16 protein-coding genes are annotated in these 18,411 nt (G+C 42.4%); 5 read left to right on the forward strand and 11 right to left on the reverse strand.

The annotated features are described in order from the left end of the window. Positions 1–6 precede the first annotated feature (6 nt). From Q4591_RS07210 to Q4591_RS07225, 4 genes are all read right to left on the reverse strand, one after another. On the reverse strand, positions 7–855 hold the full coding sequence (locus tag Q4591_RS07210) for a hypothetical protein (RefSeq protein WP_102530635.1): 849 nt from the start codon (positions 853–855) through the stop codon (positions 7–9). 226 nt (positions 856–1,081) lie between these two features. After that, positions 1,082–2,860 (reverse strand): flotillin family protein, encoded by a 1,779-nt coding sequence (locus tag Q4591_RS07215; protein WP_102520418.1) that lies wholly within the window; start codon positions 2,858–2,860, stop codon positions 1,082–1,084. A gap of 88 nt (positions 2,861–2,948) precedes the next feature. Next, complete coding sequence (locus Q4591_RS07220) at positions 2,949–3,593, reverse strand: OB-fold-containig protein (RefSeq protein WP_102475978.1); 645 nt, start codon at positions 3,591–3,593, stop codon at positions 2,949–2,951. A gap of 261 nt (positions 3,594–3,854) precedes the next feature. Then, positions 3,855–5,387 (reverse strand): DUF3612 domain-containing protein, encoded by a 1,533-nt coding sequence (locus tag Q4591_RS07225; protein WP_102475979.1) that lies wholly within the window; start codon positions 5,385–5,387, stop codon positions 3,855–3,857. A 202-nt stretch (positions 5,388–5,589) separates the two neighbouring features. On the opposite strand from Q4591_RS07225, the gene Q4591_RS07230 reads away from it, so the two are divergent. Continuing rightward, positions 5,590–6,102, forward strand: a complete 513-nt coding sequence (locus Q4591_RS07230; protein WP_241901072.1) for a malate synthase — start codon at positions 5,590–5,592, stop codon at positions 6,100–6,102. A 173-nt stretch (positions 6,103–6,275) separates the two neighbouring features. On the opposite strand, the gene Q4591_RS07235 is transcribed toward Q4591_RS07230, so the two are convergent. Beyond that, the gene (locus tag Q4591_RS07235; RefSeq protein WP_102439355.1) at positions 6,276–6,692 is read right to left on the reverse strand and encodes a MarR family winged helix-turn-helix transcriptional regulator; all 417 of its coding nucleotides are present in this window, start codon (positions 6,690–6,692) and stop codon (positions 6,276–6,278) included. Beyond that, positions 6,692–7,690 (reverse strand): CDF family Co(II)/Ni(II) efflux transporter DmeF, encoded by a 999-nt coding sequence (gene dmeF / locus Q4591_RS07240; protein WP_303460227.1) that lies wholly within the window; start codon positions 7,688–7,690, stop codon positions 6,692–6,694. Before dmeF ends, Q4591_RS07235 begins: the two co-directional genes overlap by 1 nt. A gap of 286 nt (positions 7,691–7,976) precedes the next feature. Between dmeF and Q4591_RS07245 the strand changes: the two genes are divergently transcribed. Beyond that, positions 7,977–8,918, forward strand: coding sequence for a YeiH family protein (locus tag Q4591_RS07245; RefSeq protein WP_102475981.1), 942 nt, complete (start codon positions 7,977–7,979; stop codon positions 8,916–8,918). Between the two features lie 39 nt (positions 8,919–8,957). On the opposite strand, the gene Q4591_RS07250 is transcribed toward Q4591_RS07245, so the two are convergent. From Q4591_RS07250 to Q4591_RS07260, 3 genes are all read right to left on the reverse strand, one after another. Then, a complete protein-coding gene (locus Q4591_RS07250) occupies positions 8,958–9,176 on the reverse strand; it encodes a hypothetical protein (protein WP_102439350.1) in 219 nt (72 codons plus the stop codon). A gap of 92 nt (positions 9,177–9,268) precedes the next feature. Continuing rightward, positions 9,269–9,910 (reverse strand): paraquat-inducible protein A, encoded by a 642-nt coding sequence (locus Q4591_RS07255; protein WP_303460230.1) that lies wholly within the window; start codon positions 9,908–9,910, stop codon positions 9,269–9,271. Between the two features lie 32 nt (positions 9,911–9,942). Next, a complete protein-coding gene (locus Q4591_RS07260) occupies positions 9,943–11,121 on the reverse strand; it encodes an HD-GYP domain-containing protein (RefSeq protein WP_102439348.1) in 1,179 nt (392 codons plus the stop codon). A 401-nt stretch (positions 11,122–11,522) separates the two neighbouring features. Here Q4591_RS07260 and Q4591_RS07265 point away from each other — a divergent pair, with 401 nt between their 5' ends. The 3 genes from Q4591_RS07265 to Q4591_RS07275 all read left to right on the forward strand — a co-directional run bounded on the left by Q4591_RS07265 (position 11,523) and on the right by Q4591_RS07275 (position 14,410). After that, on the forward strand, positions 11,523–12,824 hold the full coding sequence (locus Q4591_RS07265) for an isochorismate synthase MenF (RefSeq protein WP_102439440.1): 1,302 nt from the start codon (positions 11,523–11,525) through the stop codon (positions 12,822–12,824). Between the two features lie 282 nt (positions 12,825–13,106). Further along, positions 13,107–13,772 carry a 7-cyano-7-deazaguanine/7-aminomethyl-7-deazaguanine transporter gene (locus Q4591_RS07270; protein ID WP_102475983.1) on the forward strand — a complete coding sequence of 222 codons (666 nt, stop codon included), beginning with the start codon at positions 13,107–13,109 and terminating at the stop codon, positions 13,770–13,772. 179 nt (positions 13,773–13,951) lie between these two features. Then, the gene (locus Q4591_RS07275; RefSeq protein WP_102475984.1) at positions 13,952–14,410 is read left to right on the forward strand and encodes a GNAT family N-acetyltransferase; all 459 of its coding nucleotides are present in this window, start codon (positions 13,952–13,954) and stop codon (positions 14,408–14,410) included. Positions 14,411–14,811: 401 nt separating this feature from the next. On the opposite strand, the gene Q4591_RS07280 is transcribed toward Q4591_RS07275, so the two are convergent. Both Q4591_RS07280 and Q4591_RS07285 read right to left on the reverse strand, forming a co-directional pair. After that, positions 14,812–16,935, reverse strand: coding sequence for a cache domain-containing protein (locus tag Q4591_RS07280; RefSeq protein ID WP_303460287.1), 2,124 nt, complete (start codon positions 16,933–16,935; stop codon positions 14,812–14,814). 21 nt (positions 16,936–16,956) lie between these two features. Next, positions 16,957–18,339, reverse strand: a complete 1,383-nt coding sequence (locus Q4591_RS07285; RefSeq protein WP_303460232.1) for a sigma-54 dependent transcriptional regulator — start codon at positions 18,337–18,339, stop codon at positions 16,957–16,959. Positions 18,340–18,411 lie beyond the last annotated feature (72 nt).

Here is an 18,411-nt window from a genome sequence, read left to right on the forward strand (position 1 = left end):
AAAGCACTATTGAGTGCTTTGCTGTCTAAGCTGATACTGGGTTTTAGCTAATTGGTTATATTGCTCTAATAGGCTTAATGCTGAACCATTATTGCCCAGCGAAATGAGGTCAATTTTCAATACACCCTGTTGATCATACTGGCTTGCAAAAGTGCCCATAGCAATCATATCAATTTGCCAGTCAGTCAATTTACCCACCACATAATTACCAAACTGGAATGCTTCATATTCATTCAGCAAGGTCAAAAAATCACTAAACCCTAGCCCTTTAAGTTGTTTCTGCGCTGAAAATGCAGCCCAATAGCCATTAGCAAGCTGGCTATCTTGCTTTGCTGCAAGCTGGAATTGAAAAGAATGACGGGTTTCATGGACTAATAATGCCAAAGCAGCATAACGGTCTTCAGTCGCTAATTTTTGAGGATTTAAATAGACTATGCCACTATCTGGTTGGGTTATATCGAAATCAAAATAGACCATTTTATTTGGGTAGCTATGATTATCAATCAACAGTTTAGGCGCGATAAAGCTTGGTAACTGCTGCTTAAACGTCTCGATTTCTAGTGTGAATACTTTTCTTAACCAGGGAATTTGTTGTTCAAAGGATAAAGTAAACCACCGCTTAATCGCATCCGATAACGCTTTGTCATCAGCAATTTTTAGCAGTAATTCATCGGCATGATGAATGGTCATGTCATAAGCTGGCGCTAGAAAATTCTGACTTTCTGGCTGCAGTGCGAATGCTGTTGGTGCTTGCTGTTGAAATTCATTATTAGCATAAAAGCTATTGGCACTCACCACTGTAGACACCAAACAAAGACCAATACAGCAAGTAAGTGATTTAATGATTTTGATCATGCTCTATTATTACCTTAAGAATTTAACATCCCAGTTTATTGAACCATGTTAACAGCCGCAGCAGTAATCTGAGCAGGCTTAGCTGCACCATAACGAATGGTCACTTGTTGCATTGTATTTGGCTAGCGGAGACACAATGAGTAAGAGATTTTAAAAAGAACAAAAAAGAGGATTATTAATCCTCTTTTTTAGGTTTAGATGCTAGCCCAAGTCTGAGCTAGTACAGTTAATTAGCCTTCGGCGCTAAAGCCTCTGAATTTTTACTACCATTTGCTGTTACTGGAGGCATATTACTTTGCTTAATTGCGCTGCGAGTTGTATCAGTTAAGAAGTTTTCACCACTCACTAAGTCATTTAACGTGCCAGATTTTGAGTCTACCAACCCAAGCTCTTGCAGCATTGAGTCTACCAGTGGTGCATTGGCACGATAATTAAGCGCTGCCGAGGTAATTTGCTCCGCCATACCTGACGTTCCTGTTGCTACGCTAGCATCGTTACCAGGCCCAGCACCATGGTAGCCTTGAAGAATCTTAATACCATCTATATTTTCTAAAGGTTTAACGGCATTAGCCACGATTTCAGGCAGTACTTTTAATATCGCGAGGGCTTTTTGCAGCTCAATTTGCTCATCTTTCAAGGTGTTTTCAGCTTCATACAAAGCTTGTTTACCAGCAGCTTCTACAGCAAACACTTTTTCATCTGCTTCGGCTCGCAGTTTCTTTGAATCTGAATCTGCCCTTGCATCAGTTAATATCGCAATGGCTCTATCTTCAGCAGCTTGTTTCTCTGCCGCAGCTTGAACTGTCACCCCGACAGCTTCTCGCTCAGCTTCTTTCTTAGCGTCAATCACTTCAATTTCTTTACGACGGTTTGCTTCAGCAACCTGTCTTGCAGTAATAACCGCTTCTTCTTTTTCCACTTTGTCTTTTTCAGCACCTGCAGCTTTGGCTCTTGCTGCCGACTCTTCTTCTGACTTCACTGCGACTGCAATTTGTTTTTCTTGTTCAGACACTTCAATGTCGCGTTGTTGTTGAATTTGTGCCTGAGCAAGCGTCCTTTTCTTATCAATCTGACGAGTTTCAATGTCTTTTGATTTCTCAATTTCAGCGGCTTCAATGGCTTGTTCTTTTGCAATTTCAGCTTCACGCTCTTCACGCTCATTACTCTCACGGGTTTTGGCAATTTCAGCTTTTTGATCCGCACGTTTAAAAGCAATTATTTGCTCTTGGTTTAGGCGCGCTTCCTCTTCTTCTTTTTTAATTTCTAGAGATTGGCGCTCAGCTTCTAAGTTTCTGCGCTGGATTTTTACGCGGTTTTCTTGTTCAATATCATTGGTTTCTTTACGTTTTTCTTCAATGATTTTAGCCAGTCTTGCGCGGCCTTCAGCATCAAAGGCATTATTTTCATTAAAGAATTGCAGGTCAGTTTGGTCAAATCCTGTTAGTGATACTGACTCCAGTTCTAAACCATTTTTCTCTAGATCATTAGCAACACTTTGTTGTACTTTTTGCACAAAATCAGTTCGTTGTTCATGCATTTCGGTCATGGTCATTTCAGCAGCAACGGCGCGTAGTACATCAACGAATTTGGACTCCATTAGCTTCTTAAGCTCTTCCACACGCATGGTTCTTGTACCCAGCGTTTGCGCTGCCATAGAAATGCCTTCTTGGCTTGGGGCCACACGCAAATAAAAATCTGCTTTAACGTCCACTCGCATTCTGTCTTTGGTGATCAACGCATCTTTTTGGGTTTTCTCGACTTCAATACGTAAGGTATTCATATTGACTGGAATGGTTTCATGCAACACAGGTAGGCAAATAGTACCGCCGTCTTTTACGACTTTTTCGCCACCAAAACCGGTACGTACAAAGGCAATTTCTTTTGAGGCGCGAATGTATAATTTAGCGAAGATTAATCCGATGGTGATAAAAGCAAGGACTGCTATACCGGCCATGATTAAGATAAACATGGTATTTGAACTTGAAGATATTTCTAGGGCGTCCATTTCTATTCCTTTAATAATTACAAATGATGGTTCTATCCGTGATTTAATTTTTGAAGCTTATTGATATTTCAGTGTTGAAACTTATTGCTTAAAACGGCTCAAGCCTAGCGACTAGCCAAATACTGCCAGACTTACGTAGCAATACGACCTGTTCATTTTGACTAAAGCTTTCTTCTGCGAATTCTGGCGCCACCATCACATAATGTTTCTGAGAATGTTGATCTACCAGTACCGCTTCTGCAGGACTATTTAGTTTGGCGGTGCCGACTGTAATTTTGGCTGACAGACCACTAAAACTGTCTGTAGATACCGCTAGTGACTCATTTTTAGGGAGAATTCTTGCCAAAGGTCGCCCAAGTATTGAGGTACTAAAAAGACTCGCGATCAGCACTATAGGCGTACTGATTATTGGGGAGGTTAAGTGGCCAGCATAAACGTAGCTCAAGAAATTTAAACTGTAGCCTAGGAGCGTAAAACTGGTTAACAACAGCACTAACCAAATAAGTAATGGCAACTTATTAAGGCAAAGCCAACCCAGTAACGGCGTTAACCCTGTTTGAGCAACATCAATGCCTGCATCAAAATCTAAATCGATTGGGGATATGTGATCTAACAGGCTGGAAATACTGAAACCAATGACTAAGCCAACTCCCTCTAAAACAGCTAGGGTCAGCACTAAAGTCAATGCTATCGCATAGGGTGTATTGGCATTGATTAATAAAAATTCGAGCATAACTGTATTCCTTTACAGCAAACACCAAGCATCTAAATAGCGAATAGATGGTGTTAAATGAGGGTTTAAAGTCGTTTTGCATTAAAACGCTATTAACTCTCCAAAATTCAAGGTTAACAACAATATCAGAACAAAAGTATCAGAACAAAAGTATTTGTAAACAGTCACCTAATTGATTTATCACTCAAGTGAATCTGCAAGTGCTAGCTAAAGCGGTCAAATTGCCCTTTGCAGAGAATTTGACGCCTATTAACAACAGCGCTAGCTTTCTTCACACAAGGCTTTACCCGCAGCGTAGCAGCTTGGCTGGCGTGGACACACGGCGCCGCGAGAGCAAATAACCCGAGCATCATTGTCTATGCCGCGCTCAATCCAATTGATATTCAGAATTTTAGCCACACTGGTTAAATCAGCTTTGATGTGTTTTGGAATGGCCACCAAACCGCCATTATCAACACAGGCTTTCTTTAAATCGGCGGTAATGGATTTTGCATCCTTGCCTTGGGCTTCAATGGCAGGGTTGAGATCAATGCCCGCACATAGCACATGTGGATTGCCTGCAGAATCATCAACTTTGATTGATTCGCAACAGTAAATTCGCGGCTCGTTACCGACATTTAAAATCGAGATCTGCGCCGAGGTGCCATCAGTGCTAGGTTCATTAATTTTTCTAAACACTGCCCAGTGATGACATGGATCTTCAACAATGCGCATATTGCCCCACGGCAGTGGAATACCATTGCCACGATAAACCGCTTTTAGCTTTCCTGGCGCATAGGCATCAAAGTAATGCCAGTGTGGATAAGGTGACACTACCGTCATGCGGCGCATTGCCACTGATGCTGACACTTGCAGTTGTTTATGTACCGCAATTTCATAGCCATGACGGTCGAGTAATTGTCTAAATGGCACCTTGGGACATAATAAAGCGCCAGCAAAAAAGCTCGATTCAAAATCACGCCATGCATGCAAAATATCTTGAGCATTAAGGGTATTTGATTGCATTGAGCTGTCATCATCAATTTCTACCCGACGCCCTGAGGTCATCACACTTTTAAGGCCATCTTTATTGTGTAAAACACAATGGCCAATATGCACCGCCAAGTCATATTTTAATCGCGGTACATTGGCTTTCAGGGCTTTATTAATATAAATCGTCGCTGGCGGCTCAAAAAATGAGGTGGTTAATCGGGCTGAACTTGCGCCAGTTTCATCGATCACTTCTGTGGGGATTTCATCAATCCACTTGATTTTAAGCCCCATACTTTTAGCGATATTAAGCATTTCTTCAGCCGCTAGAGGCAGTTGTTTTTTACCAATATCTTCAGCGGCTCGTTCTAAATCTGGGAAGTGATTTTGATGATGCTCTTGATGGGCGCGAATAAGTAACTGGGCAAATTGCCTGCCTGATGTACCTGTTTGCGATAACATTTCTGGAATGGCAATTTGCAATATATCATTTGAAAATAAGAAACTAGGCTCAAGCGGCATGCCGCTAACACCGCCATGACGGCCTTTTTCAGGGGTGATTGACTGCTCTTCTGGCATGTCATCTAAAAACCATTCCACATCTTTTTGAAACACGGTTGCGATCACGGCCAGCATTCCTGCACTGGGGACACGTTTACCGCGCTCTATCATCGAAAGGTACGACACTGACGGCGCCGAACTGGAATCCACTCGAATACATCGAGCGGATAAATCTTCCATGGTCAGGTGATTGCGTTTACGTAAATTACGAATCTTAGTGCCAAGGAAATGTGACTTTCTCATCAAGCTTTGATCATTGCGCATTTTGTAAAATTCACAGTGTAAAATTTTTATTGTGAAATTGTAGTGAAAAATACACTAGACTACAAATTAAGCAATCGGGAAACAGTGTTTGTTTTAACAAAACCCGTTTAAGCCAGTAAATGTTAAACCAGTACGCAGGGCATTAATTGCTGAAAACAACCAGCAAGTGCCGACATCAAACGAAGAGGATAAGGTTATGATTATGACTACTATGAACCACAACACAGCCGCTCACGACCTTAACAGCTTCATTGAAGAACAAATTGTGGCCACCAGCACTAATGCAGATAAAATCACCAACGCGAAAATATTTTTAGATAATAACTTTCCATTGGCTAGCGGGACTCATGCCGATGTAAGTAGCTACGTGATTTACTACACTCATCTGCTAGCATTTATGAAAGATGGCAGCCAGTGTGGATTGCAAAATCCTTGTCAATTTGTGGCGTTAACTGGTCATAAAAGCGACCCAACATCTATCGTGTTAAAAAATAACGATACCCATGTTGAAGTGAGCTTTGACCGAAACGGTGAACTGGGTGCTAACGACCCAGCGCATATTGAAGATATTCAAGTGGCACTGCCGATTAAGAATTTACCGACACCTTACAAGCAATGGGTAAGCATGCTGCATTCACGTTGTTTACCAACTGAAGGTAACTGCAAAGTGTTTACCGCCAAAGATGGCAGTGACTACGCTATGCATCAGCGTTAATTGTTACTCTCTATATCGCTTAAGATAGCAAAAATAGCCCATTAAAAAAGTCCAAGCTGTATTCATACAGCTTGGACTTTTTTATTTCTGGCATTTGTACTAAAACTAAACTCAAGCTTTAAGCCAGATTCAAGCCACACCGAGTTTAGAGCTATGCCAGAGTTAAGTAAACCCTAAAACTCTTGGTTCATCTTTGCTAAGCAGCTTTGTAAAACCTGTAGATGTTCTGGGTCGATATTGCGGCTCAAGTCAGCCACTAAATCTAAATGTAATTGATTATGCTGGCGATGAATCACTTGCCCGGCTTCTGTTAACACCACCACTATCGAACGTCTATCATCGGGGTGAGCGCAGCGTTCAATTAGCTGAGCTTGGACTAATTTATCCACCTGAACAGTTAAGGTGCCTGTGGTTATCGCCAGCTTTTGCGCCAACTCCTTCATGCGTAAAGGACCATGATTGCCCAACACTTCAATGGTATGGGTTTGCGCCAGTGAATAGCCGGTTTCTTTTACCACCGATTGCTCCCAAGAAGCCATCTTGTCGTAAAATTCAGTTAGTAAGTGATTTAGGTTTTGTAGATTTTTCATTATTTAACAGGATGAACCTCAAGGGTGAGATGATTAATTTTATCAAAATTCGCCAATAATTGTTTGTATTCAGCAATGCTTTTATCAACATGAGACTCAAGAATGATAGCCGCCGAGTAATGATCGCCACTGATTTTCCATATATGCATATCTTTGATGCTGGCAAAGGGCTGTAATGCTTGTGTTATCGCCTGACGATAATGCTGATCAATATTTTCATCCAGTAACACTGGGCTAGTTTGCTTTAATAGCCCTAAGGTCCACTTACAAATCACCACAGCGCCCACCATACCCATTACCGCATCAAGCCAGTTCCAGCCATAAAACTTACCAAAAATAAGCGCCACAATAGCCAGTACTGAGGTCAATGCATCGGCTAACACATGTAAATATGCCGCCCTTAAGTTGTGATCGTGATGCGGCTTATGTTGGTGATCATGCTGATGTTCTGCTTGCGCGGTTTCATCGCGGGAATGGTTATGTGAGTGCTGATGTGAATGATGATGTGAGTGGCTATCGGAATGAGCATGCCCGTGGGAATGATCATGGCCATGATGATGATCGCCAAGCAAGAACATGCTGACAACATTTACCGCCAAACCAATAAAGGCCACCATAATCGCTTCATTAAATTGAATATTTTGCGGGTTAAACAGACGGTGAATCGACTCTGCCATCATCAATAACGCCACTACCCCAAGCACTATCGCACTGGTGTAACCACCTAATACACTGACCTTGCCAGTACCAAAGGAAAATTTATCACTGCCAGCATGTTTTCTGGCATAGCGATAAGTAAATAAGGTGATACAAAACGCCGCAGCATGTGTGCCCATGTGCCAACCATCGGCTAGTAAGGCCATTGAACCGTAAATCGTACCGGCGACAATTTCAACCACCATAGCGGTAACGGTTAAGATCAACACGTACAGGGTGCGCTTCTCACCTGTATTGTGCAACGAACTAAATTGATGATGATGTTGATTTAAAAATTTCAAAAGCCACCTTTGTTTGACAATCAAACTATTTGTCATAAATAGTATTTTGACCATCAAGCAATGTCAATATACTCGTGAACAATAAAGCTGTGATTTTAGCGGCGATTAACAACAGGTAGCCGTTGAAATGCAGCATAATTAAAAACTTTCAGTTCAATTTAATCGTGCCATGGCAATCTAGTTGTTACACTCAAGCATCGACGCTGCGGGCAGACTTGGTGACGGCTGTCACAAGAGTTCGCCATAAACCGCTGCAACATTTAATTTCAGAGATCATCAAAGCCTCATGACAACTGCTTTTTCTTCGCGCTTTAAACTGTGGCTATTTATTGTTGTTGGCTTAGTTTGCTTAACGCCTGTTATCTCTTCTCCTGTTGCCTTGCTAATGGGTTTCACCCTTGCCAGTATTGGCATGGTGCCAAGCCATATTGACTTAAATAAGCTCACTAAAAAGTTATTAGCCTATTCAATTGTTGGTTTAGGTTTTGGAATTAATTTACCTGAAGCGCTTGCTGCCAGTAGCCATAATCTTGGCTTAATCGTCGGCTCTATTTTTTTTACACTCATGCTCGGCATTGGTTTAACCCGATTAATGAAATTAGAAGTTAAGACGGGCCATTTAATCAGTTGCGGCACAGCGATTTGTGGCGGTAGCGCGATAGCCGCAGTCGCGCCTGCTATTAATGCTAAGAACGATCAAATTGCGGTTTCACTGGCATGTATTTTCCTACTCAACTCTGCTGCATTATTTTTATTTCCCACCATTGGCCATGCGTTATCACTTAGCCAATATGATTTTGGTGTTTGGAGTGCGATTGCCATTCACGATACTTCATCTGTGGTTGGCGCCGCCTCTGCTTATGGTGATGAAGCCCTTAAAACCGCCACTACCATTAAACTGGCTAGAGCGCTTTGGATCATTCCTATCGCGTTATTGAGTGCAATAATTTTTGACGGTGATAAATCAAAAATATCTATCCCGTATTTTATTGGCTTTTATTGCTTAGCCATTCTTATTGCTTACTTTATTCCACAAGGCCAGCCCGTTTATAACGTGCTGTTTAGCGTATCCAAGCAGTTGCTTATTGTGTGTTTGTTTTTAATTGGCGCTGGTATCACGGTCAGTAAAATGCGCGCTAATGGGCCAAAACCGTTAATGTTGGGGATCATATTATGGCTGGCGATTGGCAGTACATCACTTGGGTATATTTTATTGACGGGAGATTAACTTGAGTAGCTGTTGCGGCAATGTCTGCGCGAAATGCTGTTAAAGGTCTTGTTGGTTATTCTGCTGCTTAATAACCTCTGACTGTTCTTGCTGAATATCAGGTTTAGCTAACGCCAGTGCAATCAGGCCACTAAATGCTAGTAGCTCAATCACAGCGCGGGTTAAACCCGTTGTTTGCACCGAGGCAACAATGGCAATAATGCACAGGCAAACTATCGCGCAGGCTTTAATGATTTTTGAATTTAGCAGCCGAAACATAATAATGAGATAACAACCTTTCTGAATATGAAAGGTTATTATCGGAACTGTCAGTGTAAGCCGCCAATATCTATTTTTACTATGTTATACAATTACAGCGACGGTTTACTGGTATGACGCTTGTTAACGCTACTGGCCATTAACCAATGACTGGCAATTGAAAACACACAATAAGCACTAAAATAATAAAAGCCTATTTCAAAGTGGGCAGTGGTTGTCAATAGTTCGCCCATACCGGCAGAAGCATTGCCCGCCATATAAACTATGATTAGCGCCACCACAAATACATCTGCCATTGACCACTTTCCAATCGCACCAATGAATCTCATTAATCCATATTGCAACGGCTTAAATATTGGCAGATTGACCATCAACATAGTCAGTAACTTAATCGCCGGAAAAACGATACTGAATAAACCCACTAATGCTGCAACTAAAATATTATTGGATTGATATAACTCATTGACGGTATCAACAATACTGCGGGTTTTATAAAAAACCTCTACCTCTCCTTCAATATTATCAAACCCGAGCATACTCACCGCCATATCCAGCATACTGCGGGCATTACTGCGGTTATCTTCAGATAAGCTTTCGGTAAACATGGTCACGCCGGCTTCAACTAACTCCGACTTTTCGATGGAGCCTTGGATGGTCAAAATGGGTTGAGTCACCCCGGGAATTAATAGCGCCAGCGACAGGATTATCACAACAATGCTCAGTAGCGACTTCATCTACAACTCCATGGTATTGAGATTGGTATTGGCTAATAAAAAGGGCTTGGGTCCACAGCTAATGACCGTGGCGATACACCGCGGTCAATATTGAGGTTACATTTGCGTAAATCAACTAAGGTGACTTCGGTATAGCGCTGATGCTTTTGTGAATAAAAGCATTTTACCACTGGATGTAACGCATCTCTGCCTGTTGACTCCCATACAATGCCCACACGTTCATCAGACAATTGCACCAACGAGCCCACAGGGTAAATGCCCACACAGCGGATAAATTCGTACACCAAAGTTTGATCAAGATGGAACGGGGTCAAACTCATTAAAATTTTAAATGCAGCAGCTGGGCTCATGGCTTCTTTGTAGCAGCGGGTCGCGGTAAGTGCATCATAAATATCCACAATACAACTCATACGCCCATGTTGCGGGATCTCGTCGCCTTTAAGGCCTTTGGGGTAACCTTTGCCATCAAGCTTTTCATGGTGCATCAAACACACATCTTTACTCACCTGAGATATCTCTTGGGTATCACTCATGATGTCGATGGCATACACCTGATGCATCTTAATCAGTTCAAACTCTTCTGCCGTTAATTTTCCTGGCTTGTTGAGTATTTTGTTATCCACTTGCACCTTGCCAATATCATGCAAGATCCCACCCACAGCAAGCTCTTTAAGCAGTGAGGCATCAAGACCTAGGTGCTTACCAAAGGTCACTAGCAAAAATGCCACGTTAACTGAATGCTCAAGCAAATAAGCGTCTTTGGTTCTTAATGCTGACACACACCTAAGTGCATCGGCATCATCCATCACCGACTCGAGCATTTTGTCGGCCACATCTTCAAATGGTGCCACCTCGACAGCCTTGCCTTGGTAGGTTTCAGACAAGACTTTACGCACTAATGTTTTTGCTTCAGTGAGGATTTTTTTAGCTTGAGTTTGTTTATATTCTCGGGTGTTGGTTATCTTTTTTACCAGTGGGGAATTGGGCTTTTTCTTTAAACCGCAGCCATCAGCTGAACGCTCAACATCAACCCATACGGTTTTAATACCGGCTTTGGCAAGCTTTACCATGGCATCTTTATGCTTAATCTGACCAGCATTACTGATGGCCACTTTGCTATCATTGCGATCAATCGCCACCACAAACATACCCAGACTTAAGCGCTCTACCGGGATACGGATTATGTCTTGGGACTCAGGTAATACCGTCATTGATGGGGAACTCTCCTAAAAACCTTAATATCATGTAAATAATTGCTAACATGTTGAGTTTTATGTGCCCGACATGTAATTATTTAAAATGCATTTTATCCTTTTTAAGCAAAATTAACTAAAATAAATATAGCAAAGTGTAAGCTCATGTAAAAATAACGCAGCCAATGATAAGTAAGTTTAAAAACAGCCTAGTAACTGATGATATAAGCCATTATGATCACAGCATCGATGCCTGAAGATTGACAGTTTTTGAACCCTTAACTAACTTAAGGCATAATTCATATAAATCCTTTTACGCTTTTTCATTTCAATTATTTGAGATATTGACTCTGGAGTCTGCATTGGCTGGTCATATTTTTTTTGAGCACTTTAACGAGTTAATCAAAAAGTTACACGCTATGAAGTTGGCTCACGTCAAAGAGCCGATTGTGCAGGTCTCAGTAGAAGCTAAATCCTTGCCGTTATTATCTTGGTTAGGGGCGCAAACTCAATATCCACGCATATATTGGCATGCCCGTGACAAACAAGAAGAAGTGGCCGCTGTAGGCGCCTGCAAAGACTTCAAGCAAGAACAAGAAATTAATGACGAGCTACTGGCATCGATTTACCAATCCCAGCGTGGAAAAAGCAGTAATCAAGATATTCGCTACTACGGCGGCGTCGCCTTTGACCGCACCGTAGAATGCTGGCCTGAATTTGGCCGCACTCGCTTTGTACTGCCTCGCATAGAACTGCGCCGTCATGACAACATCATCAAAATTTTAGTAAATTTAAATTTTGAAGATAATAGTCAAGATGATGAGTGTAATGCGGCCATTGAAGCCATCAATCAGCTCAAACCAGCCAAACCATTGTCACCACCTAATAAACTGCCTTTAATGGGCCGCAGTGACTTGCCAAATTACCCACGCTGGAAAGAATTGGTTGAGCAAGTGACTAACCCTAAATTTAATGCCACCACCCCTAAAGTGGTGCTATCGCGCCAAACTCAGTTAGAAATTAATGATGTGGTCGATCCTTGGATGGTATTAGCCTGCTGGCAAGGGCGCAACCCCAACAGCTTTCAATTTGGGTTTCAATTTAGCCCTGAGCGCACCTTTATTTCATGCTCGCCTGAGCGTTTATACTTACGCCGCCAAAAAGAGTTATTTACCGAAGCCCTTGCCGGAACGACTGTGCGTGGTTTAAACCAAGAAGAAGATGATTTTCTTGCCAATCAGCTACTAGAAGACAGTAAAAACAGCAATGAAAACCAACTGGTTAGGCAGCAAATTGTTGATGTACTCACGCCATTAAGCCATTACGTTGGTGCGGATGAGTCTGCCAAAATTTTTAAATTAACTCATATTCAGCACTTACACCGCTCTATTCGCGCTGAATTAAAAGCCGGTGTTAATGACTTTCAATTACTTCAAGGTTTACACCCAACCCCTGCCGTGGGCGGGTTACCGCGAGAATCAGCATTAAACTTTATCCGTCAACGTGAAGGCTATAATCGCGGCTGGTATGCGGGCGCATGTGGTTATTTAAATAAGTACGAGAGTGAGTTTTCTGTGGCCATTCGCTGCGCCTTAATTGAACCAGGGCGAATTAATCTGTTTGCTGGCGCGGGGATTGTTGCCGGTTCAGATCCACTGGCTGAATGGCAAGAATTAGAAAATAAACTCACCACTATTTTGTCTATTTTAGTTGAGCTGTAACCCAACTAAATAATCAACCAATTAAACAATCACTTAAAAGTCTTTCTGCACATAAATGTGCCGCTGACGGCTGGGTTTTAGTCACAAATAGCGCATTTGCGCTCCCTTGCTAGTTGCATCTTATTTTTTGCTCACTATAATGCGTCCTCCTTGGCGAAAATGACACCACTCAATAAACTCTTTGAGCAAGTTAAAGTCAGCTAAAATATATAATCAGCAACGCCAAGTACATACATATACGGGTTCCCTCACCCCGTCTAACCCAATAAAAAAGGCCATAACATGTTAATGCTCTCTCAGGCGCAATGTCGCCGTGCACTGATGTTTCTTGTCAGTTTTCATATCATCATTATTTGCGCAAGCAACTATTTGGTACAACTCCCGTTTCAGATTTTTGGTTATCACACCACTTGGGGGGCGTTTAGCTTTCCCTTTGTCTATTTAGCCACAGATTTAACCGTCAGAATATTTGGCCAACAAGCGGCTCGCAGTATTATTTTCAAAGCCATGTTACCTGCATTGGTGATCTCCTATGTCATGGGGGTGATTTTCCATCAAGGGGTTTTCCAAGGCGCTGATTCATTAGCCCAGTGGAATCAATTTGTGTTCCGTATCGCACTTGCCAGCTTTGTGGCTTACTTAGTCGGACAGTTAATGGATATCACTGTATTTGCTAAATTGCGTAAAGCTAAAGCCTGGTGGGTAGCCCCTGCCGCATCGACTCTATTTGGTAACTTGGTTGATACTGTCGTGTTTTTCAGTATTGCATTTTACGCCTCTTCAGACCCATTTATGGCAAATCACTGGCCTGAAATAGCCACTGTCGATTACGCCTTTAAACTTATGGTTAGCTTAGGGTTATTTTTACCTGCATATGGGGTATTACTGAAAGTGCTCACCGATAGGTTGGTTTTATCTGATACAACCCGCACCTCGACTGCGCTCTAATGTTACTAAATCACCGCGAGTCACTGCTGACAAAGCACACTTTCTAGTGAGTTTTTAAGCTATGCCGCATTATTAACTGGTACGATGAGTTAATATGCGGCCATATTTTTGCTGTTGTCAGCTCAATATCAGCCGTTCTGATATTGAGGCGGCATGGCCCAACCAAAAGTAAACCTTACATGCTAACTATCCAAATTGAAGCTCATACTGAGCTAAGTGCTGAGGTGGCTATTCATATTGCCGCTATCAGTGCCCGCATTAACGAACTCGATCGCGCTCAAACTGTCGAATCATTACATAGCAAATTAGACAATCAAGCTTGTTTGATTTTATTAGCTTATGTTGAAGGTGAACTTGCTGGGTTTAAAATAGGATATCAGCTCGATAATCAGCGTTTTTACAGCTGGCTTGGCGGAGTTGATGCTGATTTCAGGCAACTTGGTTTAGCAAAATCTATGCTCGAGTACCAAGAAAAGTGGGCGACAGAGCAAGGTTATCAACGCCTTGAAGTTAAAACTCGCAACCAATTTAACGCCATGCTGACGATGTTGGTTACTAACCAATACCACATTACGCAGGTTGAATCAGCCACTGACTCGGCAGATAACAAGTTGTTTTTGCATAAAGAATTAGCTTAACAACCAAGATAGACAGTGTCGATTTGAACGATAAAAGTTAGTCGACTGCCCCAAAGAGCTTGCAGAGCATTTGTAAGGGGTTTGTAAAGTTGAAAATAATTTTATCAACAAGTTGCAAATCTAAATGATAACGATTACTATTTATCTGCGTTCCAAAACTCAGTTCTTATTAATAGCTTCATCTCCTATTAATACCCTCTGAGTCTGCAAGCACGACATTGCTCATACACTCTTAGTGGCCAGGCTCATCACCTGGCTTTTTTTTATCTGCGATTGACTCAATTACACTATTAATCCCAAACCAAGAAACTAACGCAGACTATCTAGTCGTCACTGCTTATAACAATCCATATTCAATGTCATATGCAACTAACGCTATAAGCAGCTAATACGATAAACAGCTAAGCGTCAGTATCTACGCGGCTATTATCTTCAAAATGCAGTCCATCATAGGGATTATTTTCCTGTTCTTCTTTCGCCTTATGATAAAGCCCGATAGTAAATACCGTACCTTTACCTAAGGTCGACTTCACCTCAATGGTGCCACCAATGCGCTTAATAATGCCGTAACTGAGCGATAAGCCTAAGCCTGTACCGTCTTTACGGGTAGTGTAAAAAGGGTCGAAGATACGGCTTAAGCGCTCAGGTTTAATCCCCATGCCTTCGTCTTCCACTTCAATTTTTACCCCGACAACCTCGTCATTTTCAAGCCAATCATTGGCTCTGACCCAAATTCGGCCTTTATTTTCAATGGCGTGGGCAGCGTTAACCACTAGGTTAATGAGCACTTGTAAGATTTGCGGCTGATTCACTTGTACCGTGCATTGGGTATTAATATCTTTGATGAGTTCGACTTCTTGCTTTTCAATCGAGTGCCTAACCAGTACTAACATTTCTTCGATCATCGGTTGCACTGGGTGCATTTCAAGCGGCGCATTAAACTCACCGGGGCGACTGTACTGCAACAAGCTGCGAATAATGGTGCTTATTCTACCTACCTGCTGAATAACCAGTTCAATTTCTTCTTCAACAGCAACAGCCTTACTGCCAAGCTCATACTTCATTAGTTCCATATTGCCTAAAATTACCGCGGTAGGATTATTAATTTCATGGGCAATACCGGCTGTAAGCTCCCCTAAGGCGGTTAACTTTTCATTGGTGACCAGTTGATGTCTTGTTTCATTTAGCAAGGCCACGTTACGTTGCAGCTCTTCGGTTTTATCTTGCAAGCTACGGGTACGTTGCTCCACTTTCACTTCAAGCTGCTCTGCCGCTAGCTGAATTTGGTTATTACGCCGCTGCAGTAAGTCCAGCATGTGGTCAAATTGCTCAGCCAAATTAGATAGCTCATTATCATGCTCTAATCCCAGCTCGCCGATACGTAAGTCTCGGCCTGACTGCACCGCTTTTACCACATGATGAATGCGCTCAATGGGCTCAAGTAAGCTATTAGCCCCTCGATAAACCAAGAAACCAGACACCAACAACACCAGCATTAAAATGGTGCCAAGCTCGAGGATATTGAGAATATAGGTGTGTATAAAAGGCGACTCAGAAAAACCTGAATAAATCATCCCAATACGTTTACCACGAATATCTTTAAGGGGTGAGTAGCCTGAAATAAACCAGTCATTTAATACAAAGGCACGGTCAACCCACGACTCCCCTTCAACCAAGACTCTCTGGCGCACATCTTCTGACACTAAGGTGCCTAATGCCCTCGATTGGCTCGCTGTTTCATGGGTCGAAAATAGATCCATAGGCACATTGGTACTAATGCGGGCATTATCAAGAAAAATAGTCACAGTACCAATTGAGCGCTCAGGCAAGGTGCCCTCGTCGTACACCAAGTCTCGAATATGATCGACTATAACCGTGTTGCGATTAAATAAAATCCCACCATCGAGATACCAATTCACTTGGCCATTTTCATTTAATATGGGCAATAAACTCCGGCTTAACATGCCACGTGTTTCTTCACTTTTGGTGGGCTCTTGCGCCCTTAAAGTAGCCGATATAGGAATGCGGGCGATACTGGCTAAATCGGGGTCGAGACGAGCCAAACGCTTGGCTGATAACACCATCAAACCAGACAAGGGTTGTTGCTGTTGGATTTTGGGTAACATTATCCGCAAATCGGGATCGGCTGCGGCTTGCTCAACTCTGATTAACCTTAATATATCGAGTTGTAGGATCTTTTTTTGTTGCTCCAGATATTCATTAACCTTATCAATCTTAGAAGAGTTACCCTGCTTTATTTGCTGGAAAGCATTCTGAAAATCCCATGATTGACTCACGTTAAGTAATTGAATTTCTTGTTGGCGCTGAACCTCTTCTAGGGTATTGGTGGCCACTGTCAAATCAGCCTTCACCTTCATAAACAACTGCTTACCGGTATAACTAATATTCCAGTAAATAGTGATGAACACTAGGCTTATCAGGGTCAGTAAGATGGGTAGCAATGTCAGGATCAAAATACGATAGCGCACTTTGGCCTGCATTTGTTGCCAGCTGACTCCGAACATTTGACGAAATACCGACACGACTTAAGCTCCCTTATCCGGTTCAGTATCGAACCATTCTTTATATTTACGATCTAGGGTTTTTCGAGAAACACCTAAATCGCGGGCGGCGGCTGATTTATTACCATTGTTAGCATCAACCACGCTCATAACATGTTGTTTTTCGACTTCTTTGAGTGGCCAACTCAGTGGGTAACCAGCTTGGGTTATCACCTCTTCTTCAGGTGCTTTTTTCCAATACTCTGCAGGTGGCTTACCCAATAAAATACAACGCTCAATCATATTACGCAGTTCACGAATATTCCCAGGCCACTCATGTTGTTGCAGTACCTGTATATCTTCATGGCTCCAAATCACTTCTTTAACCCCTAACTCTCGGGCTAATTGCCAAGTAAAATGATGAGTGAGTTCAATCACATCCTCGGGACGTGTGCGTAAAGGGGGGATCAAGATATTGAGAACATTGAGTCGATAATATAAATCGCTTCTGAAGTTACCTGCTGCCACTTCTTCAGATAACAAACGATTTGTTGCCGCAATAACTCTGACATCAATGGCGACTTCTTTTTCACTGCCCACGGGTCTGATCGATTTTTGCTCTAAAACCCTTAATAGTGCCGTTTGCATTTTCATTGGCATTTCACCAATTTCATCTAAGAAAATCGTTCCGCCTGACGCAAAACTAAATAAGCCTTCACGCACCCCTTTCGCGCCAGTAAAGGCGCCTGCGGTATGGCCAAAAAGTTCACTGCTAAGCAGCTCTGGTGCAATGGCGCCACAGTTAACAGGAACAAAAGCTCCTGTGCGGCCGCTGAGCAGATGTAATTGCCTTGCCACCAACTCTTTACCAGTTCCAGACTCACCTTCGATGAGTACCACTGCATTAGTCGGTGCAACGCGTTCAATGACTTGTTTTACTTCCATCATGGCATCGCTGTTACCAATCATGGTGGTTGAGTGACCGGTTGAAAGCTCACGGCGCAACATGAAGTTTTCACGCTTTAACAACCTTCGCTCAATACAACGGTCAACCGAAGTCATCATTTGTTCTAGATGAAACGGCTTCATAATAAAGTCTGAAGCGCCCGCTCTTAAGGCTTTAATCGCTACATCCATATCCGCATAACCCGTCATAAAGATAATGTCCGATTGGCGGTCAGGTTCATTTAGCGCCTCATGCCAATCGATACCAGAGCGATCAGGCAAGCGAATATCGACAATTAATAAATCAAAATGGCCACGGCTACGCAGCTTTTCTGCCTCGCCAATGGTGGAGGCAGTTTCTACTAAAGCGAATTTTTTTGACAACGCCTTTTTAAGAAAGCTACGCATTCCAGGCTCATCATCCACAATCAATACCGAAACAGCAGTTGGTAACGATTTTTCGTTTGAGTCATTGGTGTTCATATGAGGGCCTACTTTGGACATTTTGACTATATTTAAGCTTATCGTATCACTAAAAATCTATTGCTGGGTCAG

The sequence above is a fragment of the Shewanella sp. 3_MG-2023 genome, from assembly GCF_030548765.1.
In the GTDB taxonomy this organism is placed as follows: domain Bacteria; phylum Pseudomonadota; class Gammaproteobacteria; order Enterobacterales; family Shewanellaceae; genus Shewanella.

Bases quoted from the DNA above. Each gene is read 5' to 3' on its own strand.
- Q4591_RS07220 (WP_102475978.1), bottom strand. From the start codon at position 3,593: ATGCTCGAATTTTTATTAATCAATGCCAATACACCCTATGCGATAGCA.
- Q4591_RS07285 (WP_303460232.1), bottom strand. From the start codon at position 18,339: ATGAACACCAATGACTCAAACGAAAAATCGTTACCAACTGCTGTTTCG.
- Q4591_RS07210 (WP_102530635.1), bottom strand. From the start codon at position 855: ATGATCAAAATCATTAAATCACTTACTTGCTGTATTGGTCTTTGTTTG.
- Q4591_RS07265 (WP_102439440.1), top strand. From the start codon at position 11,523: ATGAAGTTGGCTCACGTCAAAGAGCCGATTGTGCAGGTCTCAGTAGAA.
- Q4591_RS07280 (WP_303460287.1), bottom strand. From the start codon at position 16,935: ATGTTCGGAGTCAGCTGGCAACAAATGCAGGCCAAAGTGCGCTATCGT.
- Q4591_RS07225 (WP_102475979.1), bottom strand. From the start codon at position 5,387: ATGCGCAATGATCAAAGCTTGATGAGAAAGTCACATTTCCTTGGCACT.
- Q4591_RS07250 (WP_102439350.1), bottom strand. From the start codon at position 9,176: ATGTTTCGGCTGCTAAATTCAAAAATCATTAAAGCCTGCGCGATAGTT.
- Q4591_RS07275 (WP_102475984.1), top strand. From the start codon at position 13,952: ATGCTAACTATCCAAATTGAAGCTCATACTGAGCTAAGTGCTGAGGTG.
- Q4591_RS07215 (WP_102520418.1), bottom strand. From the start codon at position 2,860: ATGGACGCCCTAGAAATATCTTCAAGTTCAAATACCATGTTTATCTTA.
- Q4591_RS07245 (WP_102475981.1), top strand. From the start codon at position 7,977: ATGACAACTGCTTTTTCTTCGCGCTTTAAACTGTGGCTATTTATTGTT.
- Q4591_RS07235 (WP_102439355.1), bottom strand. From the start codon at position 6,692: ATGAAAAATCTACAAAACCTAAATCACTTACTAACTGAATTTTACGAC.
- Q4591_RS07270 (WP_102475983.1), top strand. From the start codon at position 13,107: ATGTTAATGCTCTCTCAGGCGCAATGTCGCCGTGCACTGATGTTTCTT.
- Q4591_RS07260 (WP_102439348.1), bottom strand. From the start codon at position 11,121: ATGACGGTATTACCTGAGTCCCAAGACATAATCCGTATCCCGGTAGAG.
- Q4591_RS07255 (WP_303460230.1), bottom strand. From the start codon at position 9,910: ATGAAGTCGCTACTGAGCATTGTTGTGATAATCCTGTCGCTGGCGCTA.
- Q4591_RS07230 (WP_241901072.1), top strand. From the start codon at position 5,590: ATGACTACTATGAACCACAACACAGCCGCTCACGACCTTAACAGCTTC.